Genomic DNA, 22,101 nt, shown 5'->3' with positions numbered 1-22,101 from the left:
CAGGCCGCTAATATACGGTTGACGATCGCTTACGCCAGGATTCGGAGTGGGCCAGTGTCTGGCCCACTTCCATAAGCCACGCAGCCCACTCGCCAAACATTGCGAAGAACAACAATGAATCTTCATCACTCTGCAGCCTTGTTTTCCGTCGCTACGTCGTTTCGCCGAGTTGCAGAAGTCGGGTTCGTTAGTTGCGTGGCCGCGGGGAAAACTGGGAAAAAACTTTAAGAGAAGAAATCTGGTGTGTACGGCCATCATTCCTGATGACCGCGTGTTGTGGGTCTTTCAACCCAAGCCAATAGATCTCACAGTCAACATCATGTGCTCAACCGGTTGCGGCTGCTCGGATTCGAACCGACGACCTTGTACGGGAACGTGGCCCTTCTTTTCTAGAACAATTTTCGGGAACGCTTTCTCCTCTCACGCATCTAATGGTCGTCAAAATCATTGCCTGCCATTCAGCAGGGCAAGGAGGATATCATGTATACGCAAACAAAGGCGATGGAGTCGGTCGTGGTACAGGGAGTTTCGTTTTCTCTTACAAGAAGAAACGTGGTCGCAGGGCTGGCGCTGATCGCCGGCTCGGCGGCCGCAATGGTAGCTGCGGACAATGCGGATGCGCAGACCAAGCAGGCGGTGACTGAGAAAAGCCTGTACGAACGGCTAGGTGGCGTCTTTTCCATCGCGGCGGTGGTTGATCACTTCAGCGACGCGGTCGTGAAAAACCCCATCGTCGGCCGGAAATCCAAGAATCCGCAGTTGAGGAAATGGCACACTAAGAACTTGGAACGGCTGCCCGGGCTTAAATTCATGCGAACGCTATGGGTGTGCGACATTTCGGGGGGACCCTTCAAGTTCTCTGCCACCAAGCCCGGCACGACGCCACTCGGCCTTGAGGAGGCGCATCGGGATCTCGGGATCTCCCCGTCAGAATTCGATGAGGTCGCAGCAGAGCTTGGAAGGACCCTGGACGTCTTCAAGATACCGAAGCGCGAGAAGGCCGAAGTCCTGGCAGCCTTCGCCGCCCACAAGAACGAGGTCACCGCCGGCTATAAGCGGCGCTGAAGGCTCTCGGTTGCTGGCAAGCACGATCCGGCATTGACTCGTCGCAATTCGGAGCTTTGTCGCAGGCACATATTGTTGGCTCGAAATATTTCCGGCAGGTCGGATTCGAACCGACGATGGCAAGGCTCGCGGTTTCTCGGATTGCAGCAAATTTGCGGACGGCATTCCTTTTGGTTATTGGCGCAGCGCTGCTCCTTTATGGAGAGTGACGGCATAGATTTCCAAGGGTGGGAAGCCGTGAACCTGCTCCCACACGGTCAGATAAAAAATCAAGCTGCGGAGCCCATCTGTACTGCATTGCCTTGGCCCATTGCTTGCCGGCATCGATTCGATCTTCAAACATGGTTGAATCCTCCATCGCACAGGGTAGTTGTGTACCAAGACACAAATACTCGAAGCGCTGATATCAACGTCAGACGATCGATTTGTCTCCACGTCCCACTGCGATCAAGCTGATGAGCGACCCTATTCCAAGGCCGCCATTCAAGCAGCGGCTCAGCGTGCCTACTGGATTTCTGTGCCTCGAAAGTTCCGGTCAAAGTTGCCTCTGCGAGAATGTGTTTGTTCGTTCATCCCACATCCTTTTGACACCGGCCGCCCCGGGAATCGTTAAGTTTGGAACATCGCGCGCGACCAGCCGGAAGTGGTAGCGGTGAACCCCATGCCCCCTTGGGTGGCTGCGGCCCATCAGAGCGTGCATTGCCGAACTCGTTTTCTCAATCGCGCGGCCCTTGCTCCGCAGAGGTATCGATGCTTTCTGGCAGACTAATTTGCGTTGGCGGATGTTATACATCCCGCAATGCCGGAAGAGCCCGCTCGGCGCATCTGGATCTTCGACCACCAGAGCAAAACTGCGCGTCCCGTCCGGGGTACCGGTCCACTTCAAGGGTGAAAAGGTTTCCACCGTTTCGAGTATATTTCCTGGGGATTGGCTCGCCATCTGCAAACGCAGGGCTCATCAACGTCAGGGTCATTGGGATCTCCTTTGGTATCGACGCGGCTTGGTGCACTTCCCCATCAATCAGTTTGCTTTCGTGCGTCTTTGTTTTGTAACCCCGAGCATAGGGGATTGTTCCGTTTCAAATCGGTTCATATCGAACGGTGACTCTAACAAACGTTCGGCAGTCATCGATCATCGTGCGCGAAGCGCTGGTGTTTTGATTTGCGTGGTCCTGCTGTTGCGACGTCAGCAAAGCTCATTGAAATGCCATGCGCCGACATTCCTGTCGCGGGGTCACGCCATTGTCCGTCAGGCGCAGCCGGCAAGATATCCGGCATTGTCACGGATCTTGAAGGCGTAGCAACTGGATCGACCGCACGCCGTTGCGTGATGTCTATGATCCTGATGGCTCCTTGCTGTTTGGCGGCGACGGGTCGTTTCGGCGCCGACGATAAAATATCGGCCTGACAGGGGTACGCGTGTACAATGGGGCCACCAAGCTCGGCTACAGTTGGTTGCTCACCTCAACAAGATTACCATCAGGATCTTTGAAGTAGACCGACAGGATCCTCCCAGCCGCTCCATCGCGCTCAGCCGGTCCGTCGACGATCTCCACGCCTTCGCGCTTAAGGTGCGAGACAACGCCATCCATTGGCGTCTCCGTCAGAATGCAGAAGTTACCGCTTCCGGGCAAAGTGGCGCGCGCAATGCGCGGCGCGGTGCGCACGTCCTGCAGGCTTATCTTGTTCGCTCCAAAGTGCAGCGACCACTTGCCTGGTCGCTCTTCACGCGGCGACATGCCCAGCACGCGCTCGTAAAACTCGCACGTTGCTGCAACATCCCGCACACCAAGAACGATATGATCGAAAGAGCGCACTTGCATGACAAAAAGACTACGGCACCTCATATTCCAAAGCTAGTTCTGGAATTGTTGTGAATCCCATCGTCGCCACTCCGGACCGGCGGCAGCGCCCCGACGATGTTTGCTATCGCATCATCGCTGGCGAGAAGGCAACGTCACCGTCATCATCGAGGTGCAAGGCGACGGCAACCTGCTGGACGTCACAGCGAAATGGTCGGCCAAAGGAAAAACTCCGACCAGCCGTGGGCCGAGGTGGCAACCCAAGCCTTTAGGAAACAGGCAGACGGCAGGCTGCAACTCACGGTGCCTACCTTAAACTGACCGCCCTTGCGGCGGACGCGATCGGAAAGGGTGACCGCCAGTTGCCTTCAACAGGCGGACGGGTAACTGTTTGGCTGCCTTTGTGTTGCGTCGGGTTTGACCCCAACAGCCTCTTCACAAAGAGCCACATGCTTGGCCAATGCGTCCATTGGCAGGAATGCACTAACAGTGCAAATATCGCGCTTTTGAAACTTTGGCATTCCCTGAAGTTCTTTCAGCCGCTCAAGAAGTGCAACCCGGGTCATACTTTTCTCCCTTCGTTTCAATGGCTTGGTTTTTGCCCTTCAAGCCCCCCGGCTTGTTTGCGTCAGGCAGCGCGGACGCCCGCCTCCAAAGGAAGCTCAATGTCTACTTCCAGCGTCGAGACCTGATCATCGCTACCCATTTTCACGCGAACTTTTTCTCTGTCGATTTGTATGTGCTTGGCAACGACAGCCAGAATTTCTTCCCGCAACTTTAGGACTAACTCAGAATGCCCTTGTGAGGCACGTTCATGGGCAAGGAGAATCTGGAGACGCTCGCGCGCTTTTGGCGCTGAAGCCTGCTTATTGAAGAAACGGAAAATGCTCATGCTGCCCTCCGCCGGAATATCTTACCTATCAAGCTGCGCTTTTCGCTGGGAATCGTAACTGGGACATTTTCGCCCGCGAGGCGTCGCGCGGCATCCAAATATGCCAAGGCTGGGGCACTGTCCTTGTCAGCCAAGGTCACAGGATAGCCAATGTTGGACGCGCGCAGGACATCTTGACTCTCCGGAATAATGCCGAGCAACGGAATGGATAGAATTTCGAGAATATCATCGACCTTCAGCATGTCGCCTCGTTCGGCCCGACCAGCATCGTAGCGTGTTAAGAGAAGATGTTTTTCAATTCTCTCCCCCTGTTCAGCTTTAACCGTCTTGGAGTCCAGAAGGCCAATAATGCGATCTGAGTCACGAACCGATGAGACTTCCGGATTGGTTACGACGACTGCCACGTCGGCATGCCGCATTGCTAGTGTCGCCCCACGTTCAATTCCTGCCGGGCTGTCGCAAATGATCCAATCAAACGATTTCTTCAAATCTTCGATGACCTTTTCGACACCCTCAGCTGTGAGATTGTCTTTGTCGCGGGTTTGAGATGCGGGCAACAAGAAAAGCGTATCGAGCCGTTTGTCGCGAATTAGAGCCTGCGGCAATTTAGCGTCACCCTGGATGACGTTAACCAGATCAAAGACGACACGACGTTCTGCGCCCATGACGAGATCGAGATTTCGCAAGCCCACATCGAAATCGATGACAACTGTCTTCTCATTGCGCAGGGCGAGCGCAGCGCCAAGTGCCGCGGTTGACGTTGTTTTACCAACTCCCCCTTTGCCAGAGGTAACGACTATCACTTTTCCCATATTCAGTTTCCTATCTTCCCCGAAGCACGAACCTATCCAAATGTTTCTGCCAATATGGTGTCTCCTTCGAGCCATAGCTGTACGGCTTTCCCTCGAAGTCGCGGTTCCATATCTTCCGCTGTCTTGTAAAGGCCATCGATGGCCAACAGTTCCGCCTCAAGCTTGCGGCAAAAAATGCGGGCCGATGCGTTCCCGGCCGACCCCGCGAAAGCCCGGCCCCGTAACGTTCCGTAGACGTGGATGGATCCACCGGCGACTATTTCAGCGCCTGAGGCGACCGACCCGATGATCGTTACGTCGCCTTCCGGAAAGATCACCGATTGCCCTGATCGCACTGGCTCTTTTATGATGATCGACGGCATCACACGGATCTGCGCTCCGCCGGAAGAATTCGCTAACGTTCCGGAAGGTTGGTTATTTCCGGAGGACGGTTCCTTTGCTGCATTTGGTGCGGGAGCCTGGAAATCCGCTGCAGATTTCCCACCCTTCATGGCTGGGGGCATACCAGGAGCAAGCAGCGAAGGGCGAGCTCCTTCTATCCCCATGAGCGATACCCCACGCTTGGCAAGCTCGTCGATCAGGAGCGTAAGCTCGGCACGGTCAGTTTGTAGATTCTCAACGTCGAGAACGATCGGCTTACCCAAGAAAAAGCCGGCGGAACGCGATGCAAGGTCGTCTAGTCGCGCCAACCAACGGTCAATGGGTGCTTCAGGCGCAAGCACAAGGGCAAGAAAGGAGCGGCCTTTAAGGCGTATGGGTTGAGAATCTGTTAGCACTTTGGTCATCTAAGTTAATTTTTCGTATCAACGATATAGGCGGCGGATGGTTAACAGATCGTTAATTTTGGACCAACTTGGGATGAAACTGCGTTTGTTAGGATGCAGCCATTGCCCAAGGTGGAAGCGGGCAATTTCCAATCAATTGTTCGCAGTGTTGGTGGCCGCGCAACGGGTTGCAAGGTGGGTGACGAGTTGCGATTGCCTTCGACTTGCCGTCTCTTATCGAGGTAAATCTGCTCGAAGCCTCGGGTGCGACAATTCGTGCTTTCGCGCCCCTATCGATAGGTAAGCAGTCGCCCACGCGGCGACCACACGAGCACGGGCGCGCGGTGTACGCCGGATTCGTGAACAATTTGGGCGAAACGGTAGATTGAAACCGCAAGCGGCCGGATGTGCCATGAACAGAAGTTTAGCTTGCCTTCGATCGGCATATGGCCCTCAGGCCGACAGTGCGATCGAGGCAACAAGACACCCCGCTCTTCAATCCAAGCGAAAACCTGCTTTCAGGACGACCTGGAATCGGGCCACCTTGCCATCCTGGATATGCCCCCTGATCTGATCGACCTCGAACCAGTCAAGTTGTCTCACGCTCTGGGATGCGCGCGCGATGGCATTCTTGATCGCTGAATCAACCGAGTCGGTTGAACTGCCAACGAGTTCGATCTTCTTGTAAACATGATCCTCACCCATGAGATCCTCCTCTCGGGCTGTTCTCGCCGTGGTCTCGGCATCTTCGGCCCACCCCGCATATTGGGCCGACCAGGTGCAAATGTGAAGTTTCATTCAGCACTCGTTTGATGCGCCGCCCTGAAATCGGTTTAACATCTGTGCCCCCCGTGCAGCTACGCTGGATTGCTCCTTCCAACGCGGCGGCGAGGGTTTTTCACTGTGCCCATGGGTGCTAAACTGCCTCGGACTGCACGGAGGATGTCATGGACATTGCCGCGTGGCTCTCGGGCCTTGGGCTTGCCAAGTATGCCACGATCTTTGCTAAAAACGAGATCACTCCCGAAGTGCTCCCGCATCTGTCGGATGCGGACCTTGAAGCCTTGGGCCTCCCGATGGGCCCGAGGAAGCTCGTGTTGGCCGCCATTGCGGGGCTTGGCAACGCCGATATGCACGATCCCAAGCCGGTGGCCGGTTCAACGCTGCGCGTCGAAGCCGAACGTCGCCAGTTGACGGTGATGTTTGTCGATCTCGTCGGATCCACCGCATTGTCAAGTCACTTGGACCCCGAAGAGATGGCCGAAGTGATCGGCAAGTACCAGAACGCGGTGGCCGGGGAAATCACGCGTGTGGATGGCCATGTCGCGAAGTTCATGGGTGATGGCGTACTCGCCTATTTCGGCTGGCCGCGGGCGCACGAGGACGAGGCCGAGCGGGCGGTGCGGGCCGGGCTCGCCATTACGGCGGCGGTTGCCAAGCTGGTAACGCCGGCGAACGAGGCGTTGGGTGCCCGGATCGGCATCGCAACGGGATTGGTGGTGGTGGGCGATCTTGTCGGCGAGGGCGCGGCGCAGGAGGCGGCGGTGGTCGGCGAGACGCCGAACCTGGCGGCACGACTGCAATCCCTGGCCGAGGTCGGCTGTGTGGTCATCGCCGCCTCGACGCGGCTGCTGCTTGGCGAGCTTTTCGAGCTGGTGGATCTCGGCACTCACGACCTCAAGGGTTTCGCCACGCCGGTGCAAGCGTGGCTGGTCATCAGCGAGAGCCAAGCCGAGGGCCGCTTCGAGGCGCTGCACGGGATGCGGCTCATGTCGCTCGTCGGCCGCGATCAGGAAGTGGCCGTCCTGCTCGAATGCTGGCGGCGGGCCAAGGCTGGCAAAGGTCAGGTAGCGCTGATCTCGGGTGAGCCGGGCATCGGCAAATCGCGCATCGCCCTCGCCCTGCGCGAGCGACTTCGCAGCGAGGAATGCGTCTCCCTGCGCTATCACGGCTCGCCCTATCACACCAACAGCGCACTGTTCCCGGTGATGGAGCAGTTGCGGCGGGCCGCTGGTTTCGAGCATGAGGATACGCCAGAGGTGAAACTGACCAAGTTGGAAGCACTGCTTGCCTTGGCTGTGCCTGAACCGAAATCGGCGATCCCCTTGATCGCCGAGCATTTGGCGATCCCGACGTCAGGTCAATACCCAGCCCCCGAGGATGGACCGGAACAGAAAAAGGCGAAGACGTTTCAGGCGCTGATCGCCCAACTCGAAGGCCTTGCGGCTAGGCAGCCTGTGCTCATGACGGCCGAGGATGCTCACTGGTTCGATCCCTCCAGCCTCGAACTGTTCGATCGCGTCGTCGATCGGATCGAACGGCTGCCGGTGCTGCTCGTTGTTACCTTTCGGCCTGAGTTCGCGCCGCGCTGGACCAGCCGGCCCCACGTGACACTGCTGACCCTCAATCGTCTAGGGCAGAACGAAAGCACTGTGCTGATTGACCATCTCTCCAGGGGGCGGCCGCTTCCTGTCGAAGTGCAAGCACAGATTCTGGCCAAGACGGAAGGCGTACCACTCTTTGTCGAAGAGCTGACAAAGGCGGTTCTCGAATCTGGATTGCTGCGCGAGACTGGCAAGCGCTACGAGCTAAGCGGTTCGCTGCCGCCGCTCGCCATCCCCTCGACGCTGCAGGACTCGCTCCTGGCTCGCCTCGATCGGTTGATGCCGGTTAAGGAGATAGCGCAGATCGGCGCTGTCATCGGCCGCGAGTTCAGCTATGAGTTGCTCGCCGCGACCGCGCAGATGGATGAGCCGAAGCTCAGGAGCGCTCTGGATGAACTCGTCCGCGCCGAACTCGCGTTTTGCCGGGACACGCCCACGGATGCAATCTACACTTTCAAGCATGCGCTGGTGCGCGATGCCGCCTACGAGTCGCTGCTGAAGAGCCGACGCCAGCAGCTCCACTGCCGCATCGCCACGGTCCTCCGCGAGCGCTTTCCCGACCGAGCGGAGGCGGAGCCAGAGGTGCTTGCCCATCATGCAACCGAAGGCGGTCTGCTCGATGATGCCGTATCGTACTGGCACAAGGCGGGCCTGCGCGCCAATTATCGATCGGCCAACGCAGAAGCCATCGCTCACCTCTCCAGGGGTCTGGATCTTCTCGCGACACTTCCCGAGACTCCGGCCCGCGACAACCGCGAGATCGACCTCCAGCTTGCCCTTGGTATTCCACAGCTCGCCGCCAAGGGCCATAGGTCAGCCGAGGTCATGGCGGCCTACACACGGGCACGGGAGCTGTGCAACAGACATGGCGGCGAGACATCCCGACTGTTCCCCGCCCTGCGTGGCCTGTGGACCGGCTATCGCGCCCGGGGACAGATGCGCACGGCGCGTGACCTCGCCGACCAGCTCGTCACGATCGCCCGGCGCTCGGGGGACCACTCCCTGCTGCTGGAGGCCCATCACGCGCAATGGACGACACATTACTGCCTCGGCGAGTGGCGGTCAGTATGCAAGCACACCGCACAGGGTTTCGCTCTCTACCGACCTGAGCATTTCTCTCACGCCTTCATATACACCGGTCACGACTCTGCGGTATGCGCCACTGCCCACGAGGGGGTGAGCCTGTGGATGCTCGGCTTTCCGGACCGGGCGCTGGCCCGGGCGGAAGAAGCCGTGACCCTGGCCCGCAAACTGTCCCACCCCCCGAGCGTAATGCAGGCCCTTTCGCTTGCGTTCGTTCTTCACTGCTTTCGCCACGATGCCGCCGCGGCTCGGGAAAAGATCGAGGCGATGTCGCAGATCGCGCATGACGGGATGCCCCGCTGGATACCCGATGCCAAGCTGCAAATGGCCTACATCTCGGCGCTCGGGAGCGAACAACAAGCTCGGGCGGGCATGACCACAATCCAGGAGGCGCTGGCAGCCGACGAAGACGTGGAGGCAAAGGGCTTTTACGTGTGCCTTTTCGCCAGCGTCTGCGGACTTGCCGGCGAAGCCGAGGCCGGCTTGAATGCTTTGAAGCCAGCAATAGAAGAGGTGGCGACGACCGGGGCGCGCCTCTGGGAGTCGGAACTTCACCGGATCGCTGGAGATCTCCTGCTCGGCTCCGCAACACTCGACCTCGAGCCAAGCGAAGCACATTATCTCCGCGCCATTCAGGTCGCTCGGGAACAGCACGCCGCATCCCTCGACCTGCGCGCATCGACCTCGCTTGCCCGCCTGTGGGCCCACCGCGGAGACCGGCGGAAAGCCTACGACCTGCTCGCGCCCGTCTACGCCTGGTTCACCGAGGGCTTTGATACGCGCGACCTCGTCGATGCCAGCGAGATACTCGATCAACTGCAGTAACCGAATCGTACGTCGTGCCGAAACACGCACCCCTTGCAATTGCTCTTGCCGGCCCCCATTTATCCGATCCACCCGTAAATGAGATACTGAGCTGCCAGCAATGACGCTCGCTGTCTCCGGGGTAATACGGCGCTCCTCGGCAACGAGTTGAGCGCCGTATTTTTTGACATTAGACAGCAAGGATATTCGGCCAGACTTGGCCTTGATCAAGCCTACCCCGGGAGCGATACTGAGTGGGTGATCAATCATGTGCAACGACTATGAGCAACACATCCGCTGGGCCGAATATTGCGACATGATGCAAGCCCTAAAGCTTGGCATTCCCACGCATCAAAATGAGCTTGACCTCCCGCAGGCCGATGACATCAGGGTCAACGACATGGCTCCCGTGATGCGTGCCGCTGGAAACCAAATCGAACTTTCTCCGATGAATTTCAGCTTCCAGCCGTCAGGACGCGGCGGACCCGTGTTCAATTTCCGATCAGAGGGACGGCACTTTGCTGACAGCAAACGCTGCCTCATCCCTGCAACTGCATTCTTTGAATTCACTGGCAAGAAATATCCGAAAACCAAGCATCGCTTCGCCCTGATCGACGCGCCATTCCTGGCAATTGCCGGCATCTGGCGAGAGGGCCAGGGCAACCATCCGGCATCCTTCGCCATGTTGACGACGATGCCGGGACCGGATGTAGAACCGTATCACAATCGCCAAGTCGTTGTGCTTCGCCCTGAGAACTGGGCCGCATGGATTTACCTGACGAAGTCCGAGGCAGAACTGCTGCAGCCTCTTTGGGGAGGGTCGCTGACTGTGGAGACCGTCCGGGCGGGGATTGATTGACGCCAGATACCAAACCTCGGAAAGCCAGTGGAGACGGATGAGGTTTGTTCGCTAGCGACATCGTCCAACCGAAATCTTTTTTGAAATCCCTTGCCCAGATGGCGATAGTGTCTTCACAAAAGGACGAAGTCCTGATGCCTCGAAGCCGCGATGCGCTGTATAGACGATGACCGGCTGGACATATCCACATCGTATGCTGAAGAACCAATTGCGCAAACTGTTTTGGCCCTTTCGCAATTTCACCACCGCGTCGGCCCTTGGCCACCATTTCTATTTTGACGAGGAAGGAGCGCACCACAGCGTCACCGCGCGAGGATCCATAAAGGTTCCCTCTAAAGGAAAAAATATATCCCATCGACTTTCCCAAGAGGCCGGAACTTTGAGCGCAAGGCCGAGTTGTTTCCTCAGCTGATCGGATCAGCCAATCAGAAAATAGGAGAAACCATGAGACGTATCGCACTTATGCTTGGCGCACTTTCCATTGTTTCGGCAGCTTATGCGCAAGACGCAACAAAGCCTGCGACGGATGCGCAAACGCCTGCCGTATCAACGCCCGATTCGAAAAATCCTGCAGCTCCAGTTCCTGGCGCGAACAGCTTTACTGAAGGCCAGGCCAAGGAACGGATTGAAGAAAAAGGGTACTCTGAGGTTGCCGACCTTACAAAGGGTGAGGATGGGATTTGGACCGCTTCGGCCATGAAAGATGGCAAGCCTCTTAAAGTCCAACTCGACTTTCAGGGCAATATCACCGAAGCCGCCAAATAACGTTTGAAACCAATTTAGGAAGATTTTCATGCAAACAGTCACAGGACTTTACGATAATTACGCAAACGCTCGCACCGCGGTCAACGCATTGGAAGATGCGGGGATTTCCTCGTCCAACATCAGCATCGTCGGCCGCGAGGGTGAAACAAACGAATCCTATGCCGGAGAAGGGGCCGCGACCGGCGCCAGCGTTGGAGCGGTTGTCGGTGGTACGGGTGGCCTCCTTGCCGGCCTTGGTATGCTGGCCATCCCAGGAGTTGGGCCCGTGGTAGCGGCTGGCTGGCTCGCGGCCACCGCAGCTGGGGCTGCGGCCGGGGCAGTCGCCGGGGGAGCTGCTGGCGGCATTATCGGTTCAATGACGAACGCCGGCGTTGATGAAGATGATGCCCATGTCTATGCGGAAGGCGTACGCCGGGGAAGCACATTGGTGTCGGTCAGGGTTGAAGAGGATCAGGGCGATGTTGCTCGATCAATTCTCAACGACAATGCGCCGGTTGATGTTACGGCGCGCCGTGCCATGTACCGCGAGGAAGGCTGGCAGGGGTTTGATCCAAACAGCCCCGATCTGACCGAAGAGGAACTCGCACGTGAGCGGGATCGCGTGCGAGAACATCGTCCGTTGTAAATTTTAAGCCGACCGTTCGAGTGCCGCGTTTCCCAAGCGTGGTGCTCGAACGGTCGATCCATGAGAATTTTTACACAATTGGAGAAAATCATGTTCAAGAAATTTATGCTTATCGGCACAGCTGTGCTTCTTACCCTCACCGCAGCGCCGCAAAGCTATGCACAGTCCATTGAGATTGGCCCCGGAGGCGTGCGGCTCCAGCAGCCGAGCCGTGAGCGGATGGTCCGCCGTACGATGGAGATTGATGAACGCCAGGCCGTGCGAATAGCAAAACGTGAAGGGATAAGGAGCGTGGACGACGTGAGACGTACGCGGTCCCGATACCTTGTTGAGGGATCTGATCGCCGCGGAAATGATATGCGCGTTAGCGTTGATCGCCGCTCGGGCGAGGTTATTTCCGTCGATTAGCAGCGACGCTAGGACCGAATTTGCACAAATGCACTCGCGCCCAATGGTGGCGCGAGGTTAACAGGAACCATTTCAAAGAAATAGCTTTTCTATTCTCACCATTTGCGGCGAAGGCCAGGGTTACCGGTGCTTAAGAGCACGCAGTTTATCTGCGCTCAGCATTTCGAAGGCTACCCTCGGCGTCGCATCCGCAGTAGGACAGCCAATCGCGTCCGCGCTTGCGCGACCACGCTTGTGTCCTCAAAAACTTCTGGTCCATCCTCAAGGGCCGGCTTGATCCAGCAATGCTAACAATTTGTGCAGTGCAGCAACCTTTATCTCGCACCTGCGTTAACGGTGATCAGCGCCGTCCCGGTCGTTGACTGGAAAGGACGTCGCCATGAGAAATATCGCCGACACTATCAAACGCCTTAATGCCAGCCGAACGCTAAAATCCTCGCCTTTGCCACGAAACGCCAACACGCGTTTGCAGCCAATGGCCGAGTTCGGCCAAAACCCCGGCAGCCTGCTCGCGTGGATCTATATTCCGACAAATTTCAAGCCCGGATCGCCACTTGTGGTGGTCTTGCATGGGTGCACGCAAACGGCAGCCGCCTACGACCACGGCTCCGGGTGGTCCGATCTTGCCGACAGGTATGGATTTGCCTTGCTCTTTCCCGAACAACAGCGAAGCAATAATCCCAATCTCTGTTTCAACTGGTTTGCCGCCGCCGATACCACCCGCGGCCAAGGCGAAGTGCATTCAATCAGTCAGATGGTGGTCTCCCTGACGCACAGGTATTGCCTCGATCGGACGAACATTTGCGTCACTGGCCTGTCGGCCGGCGGCGCGATGGCTGCAGCGATGCTTGCAACCTATCCTGAAATGTTCAAGGCCGGGGCAATCATCGCGGGTTTGCCGTTCGGCACTGCGTCGAACGTTCCCGAGGCATTCGACCGCATGCGCGGCCACGGCATCCAGGAGGGCCGTATTCTTGCTGAAAAGGTCCGCCAGGCATCCAATCACCAAGGTCCATGGCCCGCGGTTTCGGTGTGGCATGGAACTGCAGATAGGACAGTCGATCCCATTAATATGGAAGCGATCATCGGTCAGTGGTGGCACCAGCACGACCTGAAGGACGCTCCACGCATCACATCGCAATCGCAGCGTCACCAGTGTCGCACCTGGAGCGATAACGCGGGTATTACCCGGGTTGAGGCTCACACCATAAGCGGGATGGGCCACGGCACCCCGATCAAGCCGGGTGCGAGCGGCTTGGGCACCCCCTCAGTCTTCATGCTTGACGTCGGCATCTCATCGACGTGGCACATCGCCAACTCGTGGAATTTGATTGGGGAAAGTGAAATACCCCCTGTCGAAGTGGCCGTGACATCGTGTCCTCCTGGCGCGAGGGACGAGAGTACCAGGCAAGTCAATCGACCAGTGCGTGGCGTGATCGAGGATGCGTTGCGGGCAGCGGGCTTGATGAAGTGATCATTGCCTGGTCAAACGCGGCTGTGCGAAGCAGGGTCCGAAGTGGGTCAGGACCAATGGACTTCGTGCCTGTGTTTGATGCAGTCCGCGGCCGGGCAGCCGTTGGCATGCGTCCAAATAACGCTTTGCTTGCCGCAGCAAGCTGCCATGCCTCAACGCGGCAAATGGCAATACATTGTCTGCACATGTTGCATTACTGGGCAGCCAATTCTAATCCTCGGATCGCTGGACGCTCAGGTTGTCGCGCGCGACCATGAGCCGTATGGACAATCCCTCGGGCTTCCAGTCGCGGGAGATGGCGCCGGCGAGTTGTCCACGCACGGTCGCCTTGGCAAGAAGGGTTCCGAAACCCTCGCCATCGGTTTGGCGATCGACTGGTGGCCCGCCGCTTTCGTTCCAGGTCAGGACAAAATGATCGCCATCATCGACACAGGAAATATCGACGCGCCCCTCCTGGACAGACAGGGCTCCATACTTCGCAGCGTTCGTTGCAAACTCACGCAGCAGCGCGAAACTCGTCACTGCGCCACCTGCGATCGCGATATCCGGGCCCGTAACAACAACCCGCGACTGGCTGCGATCGACGCCCCCGTAAGGGGCAACAATTGTCTGAATCAAGGTGCGCAGCGTCGTTGCCTGCTCATTGCGTCCGGCAGCTTCGGACGTACGCGGGATGGTAAGGGCGTGCGCCTGCGCCAATGCGATCAGGCGCGCCGAAACAGCTGCTGCCAATTCTTCAGACGTCGTCGCCGAGCGTGCGCTCAACGTCACGATGCTGGAAGTGAGCGTGAATAGGTTTTTCACCCGGTGATCCATCTCCCTGATGAGGAGATGCTGTTGTTCCTCCGCTCGCCTGCGCTCGGTAATGTCGCGGGCGCAAAAGCAAGGTCCCTTCTCGCCCTGATGCGCGCAGCCATTGCGCACATCGCGCCCGATCGTCTTGGCGATGAATGGGACGTTGGCGAAATGGCCGCTGTGGCTGTCAACTGTGCAACATGCTTCGGGCGGCGTTTTGCCTGAAGCGGAGCTTAAAGGAAGGAGAGGCGGCCGAACGACTTCAGCAACTCAATTCTTAGTTCTGGTCTCGTTGGCAGATTCCCCAAGGGTATCAGCAACCACGGCTCCGCGTTTTCCCATCGGCAGCGGATCTCCCGTGGTGGTATCGATTGCCGTTTGATGTTCCAGTTCCGCGTTCAGTTCAGCGCCGAGAATGAGGACCATGAGTGAGATCCATATCCAAACCATCAGGCCGGCGACCGCGCCCAAAGCCCCATATGTGGCATTGTAGTCGGCAAAATTGGCAAGATAGAATGTGAATCCCGCCGACGTAATCATCCATACCAAGGTTGAAAGGACCGCTCCCCAGGACAGCCAGCGCCATTTGGCTCGCTCGCGGTCTGGTCCGAAACGATAAGTGACAGAAATGGCGCCAGCACCGACGGCCGCAATCAACGGCCAGCGCGCCAAGCTCACCAGCGCAGTATTCCAACCGTTAAGACCAGCCAGCGTCAGAAGTCCGGGGATAGCACCGAGCGCAATGATCAGGAGAATTCCAAAAAACATGCCGCTGAGCGTGAAAATAAACGACACAAGGTTGAGTTTCAGGAAACTGCGGCCCTCATTTTCACTGTAGGCAACATTCAAGGCTTCGAAAATCGCCTTGATGCCGTTGTTGGCACTCCAAAGCGCTACGGAAAGTCCGATGAAGAAGCCGAGACTGAGAACCTTGGTATCTTGCGTTGCAAGTGCCTCAAGTTGGGCCCGGATCAGATTTACCGAGTCCAGCGGAAGAATGCCAATGAGTAGTGACGTGTTGCCGGCGATGGTGGAACGATCGGCCAGAAATCCATACAAGGAGACAAAAGCGGTCAGCGCGGGAAACAAGGCAAGCAGCAGGTAAAATGTTGCGCCTGCCGCAATCAACATGATCCGGTCTTCCCACAATGCGTTATAGATTCTGTAAAGGACGTCCTTCCAGCCCTTTGCTGGAATTTCAGCAGGCGCGCGCGCCCGGCGCCCTCGCCCCTGCTGCCGTGCGCGCCGCATCTGCGTCTTGTCGGCCATTGTTTTCCTGGAAGCTGGGGTCATCGCAGAACGTTTAATCCTCAATCCATCAATTCTGCTTTAACCCGCTCCGCGCGGTTCCAATCCATGACAAACCACCTTATGTGAACGGACTAAAACGCTCATTCGATGCCAGTGTTCCGAAAGTTCTCAACGACTCAGCGATCATTGCAACTAAAGTCGTCACCAACTCGTTGTCCGGCCACTCGAGCTTCTTGGCGATCCAGGTCTGGCGCGAGAATTCACCTCGGCTACGATTCTGATTTCAGCGCCCGTGCCACGAAAATCCTGCCAGGCGCACAAGTCCCTGGCACAGAAGTGGCTCTGCCAAGCCTCGCCGACCTTCTGTTGGGGTCCAAGCGCTAAACGGATTTCCGAACTACCAATCTGCACGTGCAGATTGGAGATATTGCAGCTAGCTGGACGAATGGAGCTGTCACGTCACCCGTTTGCTGCCACCCGAGATATTCACGGTCCTTTCCTCGAAACGGGGGGTAGTTTGAGGACGTCTGAAACCTATCCGACTGATCAAACGCTCGCTGCTTGCGGCTTGCTGTGCCAGCGGCGCACCAGACACAGCGGCGTGCAGCTCCCGGAATAGTATTTCTGCAATTTCTGCAAATTTTTGGTGGTTTTGGTATGTACATCACAATTTCCCTTAACCTTTGAAGTATTCAAAGGCCGTTTCGAGTGGTTTTTATTTTGAATTCGAAACCCGGGATTGTGTAATCTGGTGATCAATCAGTCTGCACCCTTCACGCCCCGGGCGTAATCATGCGCTCGGGGGGAACAGCTTTCAATGATTTCAAGCGGAACAATCATAACCCCAATATGGCATTTTCAATAAATAAAACAAGCTCATGCGACCTTCTGTCCGGCAGTGCAAAGCCACGAACACCTGAACGCTAGGGCGGCTGAGTTAATCCGATACCTTGACTTTCTGGTGGCAGCCATCAAGTATTGGAGTGAAGTACAAATTTACGTAGCTGTCGACCGAAGTGGATATCGCCTGCAAATGTTTATGGTGTTCAACCATCACGCAAGAACAATTTTCAGGGTTTGTTCCATCGCGGGAGATTGCCCCCCGACCCGGCCGCAAAATGCGCCCCGGGTCGCGGGGTAGAACAGTCGTAACAGTGCATTGAGCACACCATATTTCTCCGATAACGATCCCTGGAAGACGCTTGGGCGGTAATGCACGTCTGCGTTGTGGCCTGGGTGAAAGCAAGAAAATGAACAAACACGTCAAAACCCCACGAAAGCCGTCAATCGTGATCGGCAAGACAGATCACGAGCGATTGAACAATGTCGCGCTCGCCGCGGCTGATCGCTTTCCCGAGATTTCCGATGGTCTTTTGCTCGAGCTCGAACGTGCACGTGTCGTCGCCAACATCTTGGTGCCGGCAAACGTCGTGCGAATGGGATCGACGGTCGAGTATGAGACTGACACCGGAGATGCGCGTACCGTGGCGCTTGTGTTCCCGGGGGACGCCGACATTTCTGAAGGAAAGATTTCCGTCCTCACCCCAATCGGAACTGCCCTCCTCGGCCTGGCCGCGGGACAGACGATAGACTGGACTGCACGGGATGATCGGCAGCACAAGCTGACGGTTTTAGCAGTTGGGAAACATCCCGCCGGAACGCAGACTTCCGGTTCCGGCGCAACAAGCTGAAGCAGGCCTATGCACACGAATCCCTCGTCCCTCGCCTCTGTAGCTCAACCGATTCCGCGTAGATTAGCGAGTACCCGCGAGACCAAAGCCGGGGGATCTTGGGTGCCATCAAGACGCAAGACGGGGGCAGTTTGCTTCTCCAGCCATTCCTCATGGCGGGCCAGACTTCGTCCGGGAAAGCCCGGTTTGTCGTATTGAGCGGCCCAGGCCGCGAAATTGCTATGGATTTCGTACATGTCGCCCGACGGCAATATCCGGTTGCCATAGCGTTCCCGTTCGCGAGTCAGAAGACGTTCCATCCGAACGGGCGTCGGCGTGTAGATAAATACGATCAGATCGACGCGTTCAATGAGGGCATCCCCCCAACCGTCAAATGATCCGGATAATACCCAGCCCTCCTCTCCCAACGCCTCGCGGATCAGGCGGACACGATCGGCAGGCGGACGCTTGGTCGTGAACGGGGGATTGGTTGGGAACCAATAGAAGTCATCGCAGTCTATATGACGCAATCCTAGCGCTGACGCCAGGCCGCGACCGAGCGTTGTCACTCCGGAACACGATGCCCCGGTGACGTAGATTGAAGATTCCAGCGCAACCTCCATTCCAATCTTCCTGCCGGCGCCGAACTGCACACTTCTTGTCTGATACCGCAAGCAACGCAAAATCGGCTGTTGTGGGTCCACTACGACGATTGGAACATGGCAACGATAATCTCGCTATTCGGGCGGTCCTTGGGTTTGATCGTCGATCGGCCTTCGTCCATGAGTTCTTCGACAAACTTGTCGAATTCAGTATCGGAACCGACAACGGGCTTGATCAGTTCCGTCATGGCCTCAAAGTCCAATCGATTAGGCCCCGTGACGATTTCGCCATTCGTATAACTCGTAAGGGTAACGTCGGGCAGGTGTAGATTAATGGTGCTTCTCCCCGTGGGATTGTTGACTCAATTGCCTCGCCATAGCGCGGGATAATGTCAAATGTAACTCATCAGGCCATACTAGGTTGTTTGGGTGATAAATTCTCATCGATCGTGGCTCGCTACCCTTCCTTGATTATTGACAATTGTCAAAGCCCGTCCGGGAGACGATTGCGCACACGCCCGATGCGGCAGCGCGCGCCATGCGGCAAGGCTCGTGGCGCTCTTGTGCATTATCTTGCGCTGCACCGGCTCGCAAGCTACCTCGGACAAGCCACGCTCGATTGCCGCCTGCACAGCTGCATTGGAAAAGAAATGCATCAAGGCGCACAGACTTTCCGCAATATCGAGGAAACCGGCGTGAATTTTGCTGTAGGACCCGCGACAATGCGGTGTATAGCCTCTCGATCCGCCGGGAGGACCTAGACCGGTTCTGAAAAGAGCACCTGGCGCACCTTCGAGTATAGGGTTAGACCTCCTGCCGGCCGATATAGATATTGGCTTCGCGGGCCGCTGCGATAAAGGCAGTTCTAGCCTCAGTGCAAGTGATCCTGCCTTCCAGGGCGTCCAGACACGCCTGTCTGGCCGCCGACAGCATCGGGCCGTTCTTGATCGGCCAATTCATTGCCAGATTTTCTGCGGCCTCTTCCACTGATGTAATGTTGTGCATCTTCCCGACTTGGTGCGTCATGATGGTCACGTACGGGAATGGCAGTTTGCGCATGGCTCAGAAACGCTGATCGAGGTGGCAGGTTCCAGATGCAATTGGAGCGGCGGAAATGCAATAAACCGCGGTGCTCCCCATGCAGGCGCAAAACCTCAATCTTGCTGTACGGGTCCAGAACCAACGCTGCCTGACCTTGGATCCATTACCAAGATGAAGGTCGACCCCTTCCGTCGCAGTATGCGCGCCGGAGAAGGAGCCAAGCGCCTGCTGGTCTGGCGCGGACGATCGACATTGTGGTCTCTTGCATCGGAGGCGATCGGTTGCGACAGGCAACTTTGGTGTCTGGTTAACCTCTTCGTTTTCAGCAAGGTCAGTTCGTGTTTTACTGCCATACGGGAGAGCCTGCCAAAGTCTCGTTCGCCACGCTCAAAGAAGATCATGACGGCGTAGGCGACGCGTTCGGCATGGGGATGATATTCCGGATCGCGATCTAGCATGGCGCAGGCCTTGCGATGAGCGAGCTCCAAAATACGCCAGTCTGCAGGGGAATACATACGATCAAATCTGGAAACCAACACTGAGTGCTCCTCCCACTCATGTTTGGCGGGAGCGTTCCATCTCTCAAACGCCAGCGGCCAAAATATAGCTGGCGACAGCTTAAAAATGCTCTCTTTCACCCGTGGCGTCAAACAGAATGTCTTCCAGAGGACATTCTTGGTTCCCTGGGATTTGATGTCTTTAACGCAACAAATAAGTGTCGCATTTGCTTCCCCCAGGAGCTTGAAAATGAGGAACCAAGCAGTGTCCTGGTTTAACAGCCTGCAGGATTTTCAAACTCCGGCTTGACGGCGCGCCTCGCAGCAACCTGGAAATCGCGGCAGGAGCTTCCAACAACGTCGTCAGTGAAGCCGCTATCAACCAGCTCCCTTGCTGTTTATGCGCGCGCCGCATTTTCACTTGCAACTTCCAATCGGTGGCGCGATTTGGCGATCTGGCCCGGAATTCACTTGTCTTCACACTTTAAAGTTCGGGCATGCGCCGCCACCGGCAAAGAGAAAGAAAATGACCCGGCCCGCATCGCGTGTGGACTCTGCAGGTACTGGGCCGCGCCGGATCGGTCGGCGTTTTTCTGGAATAGCCCGGGCGACCCGTGCCGTTCCATAGTGAAAGCTAGCCCAAGTCAAGCGGACCTGTCATTTAACTGTGACATGGTCGATTTCGTCTCTTGCCTCATATGCCTTAAAGACAGTCGAGAGGCATTTCAGTGACCCCAAAACCTGCACTCTATCGTCGCGAGGAAGGTGAATGTGCCGGCAAACATTTTGGTCTCCATGATCTCCGTCCCTGACATGGGTTGTTCCAATTGGAACGAATGGTTCTGCGTCGCGTTGTCCCCACGTTGATTAACCCCGGAGAGAGCTATGAAAATTTCACTTGTTTTTCCTATCGCAGCTATTTTGGCAATTCTGGCGATTTCTGGTTGCGCGAATACTATTCGCGGTATGGGTGCCGATACAGCCAATACCGTGAATGCAACGCAATCAGCGGGTCACCGCGTCGCGAGATCCACGAACTAACGTCACTTTGTCTGAGGTTGAGTGAGATAACCAACGCTAATTCCTAACAATTGCTGCTAGAACGAGCGAGGAAAAGGTCCTCGCTCGCTCACGCCGCGCGCAAACCGTGAACCCAAACAGTCGCCGTTGAGCGATATCGGGCCAACAAGCTGATCTGCGAGCGAATGCCGAAGTCAGTACCACCTGCCTCGGCCGTACCAACCGCCGCCGCCGAGCAATAGAATGATAAGAACTATGATGAGCAGGGTCGTGAGATCCATGACAGGCCTCCTTTTTTGCAACCAAATCCAATCCTGGTAGTACAAAACAACGAAGCGGGGGGTTCAATGGTTCCACGCGGGCCTTCGAGAGGTGAAAAGCGCAACTTGACGACAAAGCGCTGCTTCCGTCGTTCGAGCTGCCGCTCCAAGGTTCAGGCTAATCCGAACTGCAACAGACATAGGTCCAAACGACGAGGACCAGGCAGGATTGGTGGCCGTTGCCGACAAGAAAAAAGCGCCAGCTTCAAAACCGGCACTTTACATCAGTCATCCGTTGGACCGGTTCCGCCAGTCCATGCGTTCCATAATTACGGGCGTTCGAGACCCTTCGTATTCTGGTTACGGATTTCACTGGTGGTAATATAATTGAACTGCTCGACAAGAAGGTCCTTTATCAGCGGCTGCGCAAACCGCTGATTGACCCGGTCGATAATCGACTTCCTGACATCGTCGAACTTGACCTTTTGCACGTCTATGACATCCGAATAATGTCCGTAGAATTGGTTGAAAATCTCGTCATTGATGAAATAGGATACCGGCACGTTGACGGAGGCTTTAACCGACTTGTCGAGCGTATAGGCAAGCTGCGTCACGACGTAGCCGTGGACTGTGTTATCAATGATAACGGGAACACTAAAGACGTCGGTCTTGCCGTCATCCAGCGCTGCGTCACCGATTTGAGGTGCAACCGCAGCTGTCGCCGAATTCTGCCAAACGGCGAAATACAATGAGCCGAGTGCTACGCCGCAGATCCACAGGCCGATTATTGCAGTACGGATCATGCTCCCTGCCCGTCTCTCAACTGATGCACCGTATAGGTGCCATCGGCTTCCTGTGTTTCAAGCGCGTCGCGGATGAGACCCGTCAGTTCCGTGACGGCACGCAAGTGAAGTTTGAGCGCGTCACAATTGCGGTCAAGTTTCTGGCGCAAATTATCAAGAAACGGCTGAAGCGATTTGAGTGCTGATATATCGACCGTTTTCGCCGCCTTGCCCATTGCCTTGTTGAAATCGCGCAGACCCCGGCTCTTGTTGGCATTGATGTTTGCAAGGTCGACTGTCACGCCATCCAGCAGCAAGCGTGTTTCGTGCTCGACGACTTCTTCCAAGCGGCGGATAGCAAAAAGGACGGGGTCGAGGGCCGGTTCATTCCTCGGGGCAAATAATGTTGTTTCAATCATATCGCTGCGGTTCTCATTATCGTTCAC

25 protein-coding genes are annotated in these 22,101 nt (G+C 56.6%); 10 read left to right on the top strand and 15 right to left on the bottom strand.

Annotated elements, in window-relative coordinates:
* Positions 1-480: 480 nt before the first annotated feature.
* Positions 481-1,065 (top strand): group I truncated hemoglobin, encoded by a 585-nt coding sequence (locus CU103_RS21730; protein ID WP_245448934.1) that lies wholly within the window; start codon positions 481-483, stop codon positions 1,063-1,065.
* 535 nt (positions 1,066-1,600) lie between these two features.
* Here CU103_RS21730 and CU103_RS21725 read toward each other — a convergent pair.
* From CU103_RS21725 to CU103_RS21695, 7 genes are all read right to left on the bottom strand, one after another.
* On the bottom strand, positions 1,601-2,005 hold the full coding sequence (locus CU103_RS21725; RefSeq protein WP_425350633.1) for a YbhB/YbcL family Raf kinase inhibitor-like protein: 405 nt from the start codon (positions 2,003-2,005) through the stop codon (positions 1,601-1,603).
* Between the two features lie 505 nt (positions 2,006-2,510).
* Positions 2,511-2,888 (bottom strand): VOC family protein, encoded by a 378-nt coding sequence (locus tag CU103_RS21720; RefSeq protein ID WP_106666113.1) that lies wholly within the window; start codon positions 2,886-2,888, stop codon positions 2,511-2,513.
* 347 nt (positions 2,889-3,235) lie between these two features.
* Positions 3,236-3,433 (bottom strand): hypothetical protein, encoded by a 198-nt coding sequence (locus CU103_RS21715; RefSeq protein WP_106666112.1) that lies wholly within the window; start codon positions 3,431-3,433, stop codon positions 3,236-3,238.
* Between the two features lie 62 nt (positions 3,434-3,495).
* The gene (minE, locus tag CU103_RS21710; protein WP_106666111.1) at positions 3,496-3,759 is read right to left on the bottom strand and encodes a cell division topological specificity factor MinE; all 264 of its coding nucleotides are present in this window, start codon (positions 3,757-3,759) and stop codon (positions 3,496-3,498) included.
* Positions 3,756-4,571: a septum site-determining protein MinD gene (gene minD / locus CU103_RS21705; RefSeq protein ID WP_106666110.1), complete on the bottom strand. Its 816-nt coding sequence runs from the start codon at positions 4,569-4,571 to the stop codon at positions 3,756-3,758. The genes minE and minD overlap by 4 nt, the downstream gene beginning before the upstream one ends.
* 32 nt (positions 4,572-4,603) lie before the next feature.
* Positions 4,604-5,356 (bottom strand): septum site-determining protein MinC, encoded by a 753-nt coding sequence (minC, locus tag CU103_RS21700; protein WP_106666109.1) that lies wholly within the window; start codon positions 5,354-5,356, stop codon positions 4,604-4,606.
* Positions 5,357-5,830: 474 nt separating this feature from the next.
* Positions 5,831-6,040: a dodecin gene (locus tag CU103_RS21695; RefSeq protein ID WP_106666108.1), complete on the bottom strand. Its 210-nt coding sequence runs from the start codon at positions 6,038-6,040 to the stop codon at positions 5,831-5,833.
* Between the two features lie 242 nt (positions 6,041-6,282).
* On the opposite strand from CU103_RS21695, the gene CU103_RS21690 reads away from it, so the two are divergent.
* The 6 genes from CU103_RS21690 to CU103_RS21665 all read left to right on the top strand — a co-directional run bounded on the left by CU103_RS21690 (position 6,283) and on the right by CU103_RS21665 (position 13,737).
* Complete coding sequence (locus CU103_RS21690; protein ID WP_106666107.1) at positions 6,283-9,627, top strand: adenylate/guanylate cyclase domain-containing protein; 3,345 nt, start codon at positions 6,283-6,285, stop codon at positions 9,625-9,627.
* Between the two features lie 247 nt (positions 9,628-9,874).
* Entirely contained in the window at positions 9,875-10,465 is a 591-nt protein-coding gene (locus CU103_RS21685) for an SOS response-associated peptidase family protein (RefSeq protein ID WP_106666106.1), read from the top strand.
* 444 nt (positions 10,466-10,909) lie between these two features.
* Positions 10,910-11,230, top strand: a complete 321-nt coding sequence (locus tag CU103_RS21680; protein WP_106666105.1) for a hypothetical protein — start codon at positions 10,910-10,912, stop codon at positions 11,228-11,230.
* 28 nt (positions 11,231-11,258) lie between these two features.
* Positions 11,259-11,855, top strand: coding sequence for a general stress protein (locus tag CU103_RS21675; protein ID WP_106666104.1), 597 nt, complete (start codon positions 11,259-11,261; stop codon positions 11,853-11,855).
* A 90-nt stretch (positions 11,856-11,945) separates the two neighbouring features.
* Entirely contained in the window at positions 11,946-12,263 is a 318-nt protein-coding gene (locus CU103_RS21670; RefSeq protein WP_106666103.1) for a PepSY domain-containing protein, read from the top strand.
* A 379-nt stretch (positions 12,264-12,642) separates the two neighbouring features.
* On the top strand, positions 12,643-13,737 hold the full coding sequence (locus tag CU103_RS21665) for an extracellular catalytic domain type 1 short-chain-length polyhydroxyalkanoate depolymerase (RefSeq protein ID WP_106666102.1): 1,095 nt from the start codon (positions 12,643-12,645) through the stop codon (positions 13,735-13,737).
* Positions 13,738-13,947: 210 nt separating this feature from the next.
* On the opposite strand, the gene CU103_RS21660 is transcribed toward CU103_RS21665, so the two are convergent.
* Positions 13,948-14,553, bottom strand: a complete 606-nt coding sequence (locus CU103_RS21660) for an HWE histidine kinase domain-containing protein (RefSeq protein WP_106666101.1) — start codon at positions 14,551-14,553, stop codon at positions 13,948-13,950.
* Between the two features lie 21 nt (positions 14,554-14,574).
* On the opposite strand from CU103_RS21660, the gene CU103_RS31510 reads away from it, so the two are divergent.
* On the top strand, positions 14,575-14,757 hold the full coding sequence (locus tag CU103_RS31510) for a hypothetical protein (RefSeq protein WP_162707243.1): 183 nt from the start codon (positions 14,575-14,577) through the stop codon (positions 14,755-14,757).
* Positions 14,758-14,802: 45 nt separating this feature from the next.
* On the opposite strand, the gene CU103_RS21650 is transcribed toward CU103_RS31510, so the two are convergent.
* Positions 14,803-15,801 carry a YihY/virulence factor BrkB family protein gene (locus CU103_RS21650; RefSeq protein WP_106666099.1) on the bottom strand — a complete coding sequence of 333 codons (999 nt, stop codon included), beginning with the start codon at positions 15,799-15,801 and terminating at the stop codon, positions 14,803-14,805.
* Positions 15,802-17,033: 1,232 nt separating this feature from the next.
* On the opposite strand from CU103_RS21650, the gene rnk reads away from it, so the two are divergent.
* On the top strand, positions 17,034-17,474 hold the full coding sequence (rnk, locus tag CU103_RS21645) for a nucleoside diphosphate kinase regulator (RefSeq protein WP_106666142.1): 441 nt from the start codon (positions 17,034-17,036) through the stop codon (positions 17,472-17,474).
* Between the two features lie 44 nt (positions 17,475-17,518).
* Here the strand turns inward: rnk and CU103_RS21640 are convergent, their stop codons facing one another.
* The 4 genes from CU103_RS21640 to CU103_RS21625 form a co-directional block, all read right to left on the bottom strand.
* Entirely contained in the window at positions 17,519-18,076 is a 558-nt protein-coding gene (locus CU103_RS21640; RefSeq protein WP_106666098.1) for an ATP-binding protein, read from the bottom strand.
* A gap of 80 nt (positions 18,077-18,156) precedes the next feature.
* Positions 18,157-18,303: a hypothetical protein gene (locus tag CU103_RS31505; protein ID WP_170117094.1), complete on the bottom strand. Its 147-nt coding sequence runs from the start codon at positions 18,301-18,303 to the stop codon at positions 18,157-18,159.
* A gap of 556 nt (positions 18,304-18,859) precedes the next feature.
* Positions 18,860-19,081, bottom strand: coding sequence for a DUF982 domain-containing protein (locus tag CU103_RS21630; RefSeq protein WP_245448932.1), 222 nt, complete (start codon positions 19,079-19,081; stop codon positions 18,860-18,862).
* 128 nt (positions 19,082-19,209) lie between these two features.
* Entirely contained in the window at positions 19,210-19,635 is a 426-nt protein-coding gene (locus CU103_RS21625; RefSeq protein WP_146147837.1) for a hypothetical protein, read from the bottom strand.
* A gap of 843 nt (positions 19,636-20,478) precedes the next feature.
* Here CU103_RS21625 and CU103_RS21615 point away from each other — a divergent pair.
* Positions 20,479-20,634 carry an entericidin domain-containing protein gene (locus CU103_RS21615; protein ID WP_106666093.1) on the top strand — a complete coding sequence of 52 codons (156 nt, stop codon included), beginning with the start codon at positions 20,479-20,481 and terminating at the stop codon, positions 20,632-20,634.
* 568 nt (positions 20,635-21,202) lie between these two features.
* On the opposite strand, the gene CU103_RS21610 is transcribed toward CU103_RS21615, so the two are convergent.
* Positions 21,203-21,676 (bottom strand): hypothetical protein, encoded by a 474-nt coding sequence (locus CU103_RS21610; RefSeq protein WP_106666092.1) that lies wholly within the window; start codon positions 21,674-21,676, stop codon positions 21,203-21,205.
* Entirely contained in the window at positions 21,673-22,074 is a 402-nt protein-coding gene (locus tag CU103_RS21605; protein WP_342588909.1) for a flagellar protein FlgN, read from the bottom strand. The genes CU103_RS21610 and CU103_RS21605 overlap by 4 nt, the downstream gene beginning before the upstream one ends.
* Positions 22,075-22,101 lie beyond the last annotated feature (27 nt).

Source organism: Phyllobacterium sophorae (genome assembly GCF_003010965.1).
In the GTDB taxonomy this organism is placed as follows: Bacteria; Pseudomonadota; Alphaproteobacteria; order Rhizobiales; family Rhizobiaceae; genus Phyllobacterium; species Phyllobacterium sophorae.
Note: the sequence above shows the minus strand (reverse complement) of the source record. Positions and strands in the feature narration are given on the sequence as shown.

Excerpts from the sequence above, each read along its gene's own strand:
- CU103_RS21615 (WP_106666093.1), top strand. The coding sequence starts at position 20,479 with ATGAAAATTTCACTTGTTTTTCCTATCGCAGCTATTTTGGCAATTCTG.
- CU103_RS21685 (WP_106666106.1), top strand. The coding sequence starts at position 9,875 with ATGTGCAACGACTATGAGCAACACATCCGCTGGGCCGAATATTGCGAC.
- CU103_RS21630 (WP_245448932.1), bottom strand. The coding sequence starts at position 19,081 with ATGACGCACCAAGTCGGGAAGATGCACAACATTACATCAGTGGAAGAG.
- CU103_RS21720 (WP_106666113.1), bottom strand. The coding sequence starts at position 2,888 with ATGCAAGTGCGCTCTTTCGATCATATCGTTCTTGGTGTGCGGGATGTT.
- CU103_RS21695 (WP_106666108.1), bottom strand. The coding sequence starts at position 6,040 with ATGGGTGAGGATCATGTTTACAAGAAGATCGAACTCGTTGGCAGTTCA.
- CU103_RS21670 (WP_106666103.1), top strand. The coding sequence starts at position 11,946 with ATGTTCAAGAAATTTATGCTTATCGGCACAGCTGTGCTTCTTACCCTC.
- minD (WP_106666110.1), bottom strand. The coding sequence starts at position 4,571 with ATGGGAAAAGTGATAGTCGTTACCTCTGGCAAAGGGGGAGTTGGTAAA.
- CU103_RS21680 (WP_106666105.1), top strand. The coding sequence starts at position 10,910 with ATGAGACGTATCGCACTTATGCTTGGCGCACTTTCCATTGTTTCGGCA.
- CU103_RS21675 (WP_106666104.1), top strand. The coding sequence starts at position 11,259 with ATGCAAACAGTCACAGGACTTTACGATAATTACGCAAACGCTCGCACC.
- CU103_RS21715 (WP_106666112.1), bottom strand. The coding sequence starts at position 3,433 with ATGACCCGGGTTGCACTTCTTGAGCGGCTGAAAGAACTTCAGGGAATG.
- CU103_RS21730 (WP_245448934.1), top strand. The coding sequence starts at position 481 with ATGTATACGCAAACAAAGGCGATGGAGTCGGTCGTGGTACAGGGAGTT.
- CU103_RS21650 (WP_106666099.1), bottom strand. The coding sequence starts at position 15,801 with ATGGCCGACAAGACGCAGATGCGGCGCGCACGGCAGCAGGGGCGAGGG.
- minC (WP_106666109.1), bottom strand. The coding sequence starts at position 5,356 with ATGACCAAAGTGCTAACAGATTCTCAACCCATACGCCTTAAAGGCCGC.
- CU103_RS31505 (WP_170117094.1), bottom strand. The coding sequence starts at position 18,303 with ATGACGGAACTGATCAAGCCCGTTGTCGGTTCCGATACTGAATTCGAC.
- CU103_RS21605 (WP_342588909.1), bottom strand. The coding sequence starts at position 22,074 with ATGATTGAAACAACATTATTTGCCCCGAGGAATGAACCGGCCCTCGAC.
- CU103_RS21640 (WP_106666098.1), bottom strand. The coding sequence starts at position 18,076 with ATGGAGGTTGCGCTGGAATCTTCAATCTACGTCACCGGGGCATCGTGT.
- CU103_RS21660 (WP_106666101.1), bottom strand. The coding sequence starts at position 14,553 with ATGGATCACCGGGTGAAAAACCTATTCACGCTCACTTCCAGCATCGTG.
- CU103_RS21690 (WP_106666107.1), top strand. The coding sequence starts at position 6,283 with ATGGACATTGCCGCGTGGCTCTCGGGCCTTGGGCTTGCCAAGTATGCC.
- minE (WP_106666111.1), bottom strand. The coding sequence starts at position 3,759 with ATGAGCATTTTCCGTTTCTTCAATAAGCAGGCTTCAGCGCCAAAAGCG.
- CU103_RS21665 (WP_106666102.1), top strand. The coding sequence starts at position 12,643 with ATGAGAAATATCGCCGACACTATCAAACGCCTTAATGCCAGCCGAACG.
- rnk (WP_106666142.1), top strand. The coding sequence starts at position 17,034 with ATGAACAAACACGTCAAAACCCCACGAAAGCCGTCAATCGTGATCGGC.
- CU103_RS21610 (WP_106666092.1), bottom strand. The coding sequence starts at position 21,676 with ATGATCCGTACTGCAATAATCGGCCTGTGGATCTGCGGCGTAGCACTC.
- CU103_RS21725 (WP_425350633.1), bottom strand. The coding sequence starts at position 2,005 with ATGGCGAGCCAATCCCCAGGAAATATACTCGAAACGGTGGAAACCTTT.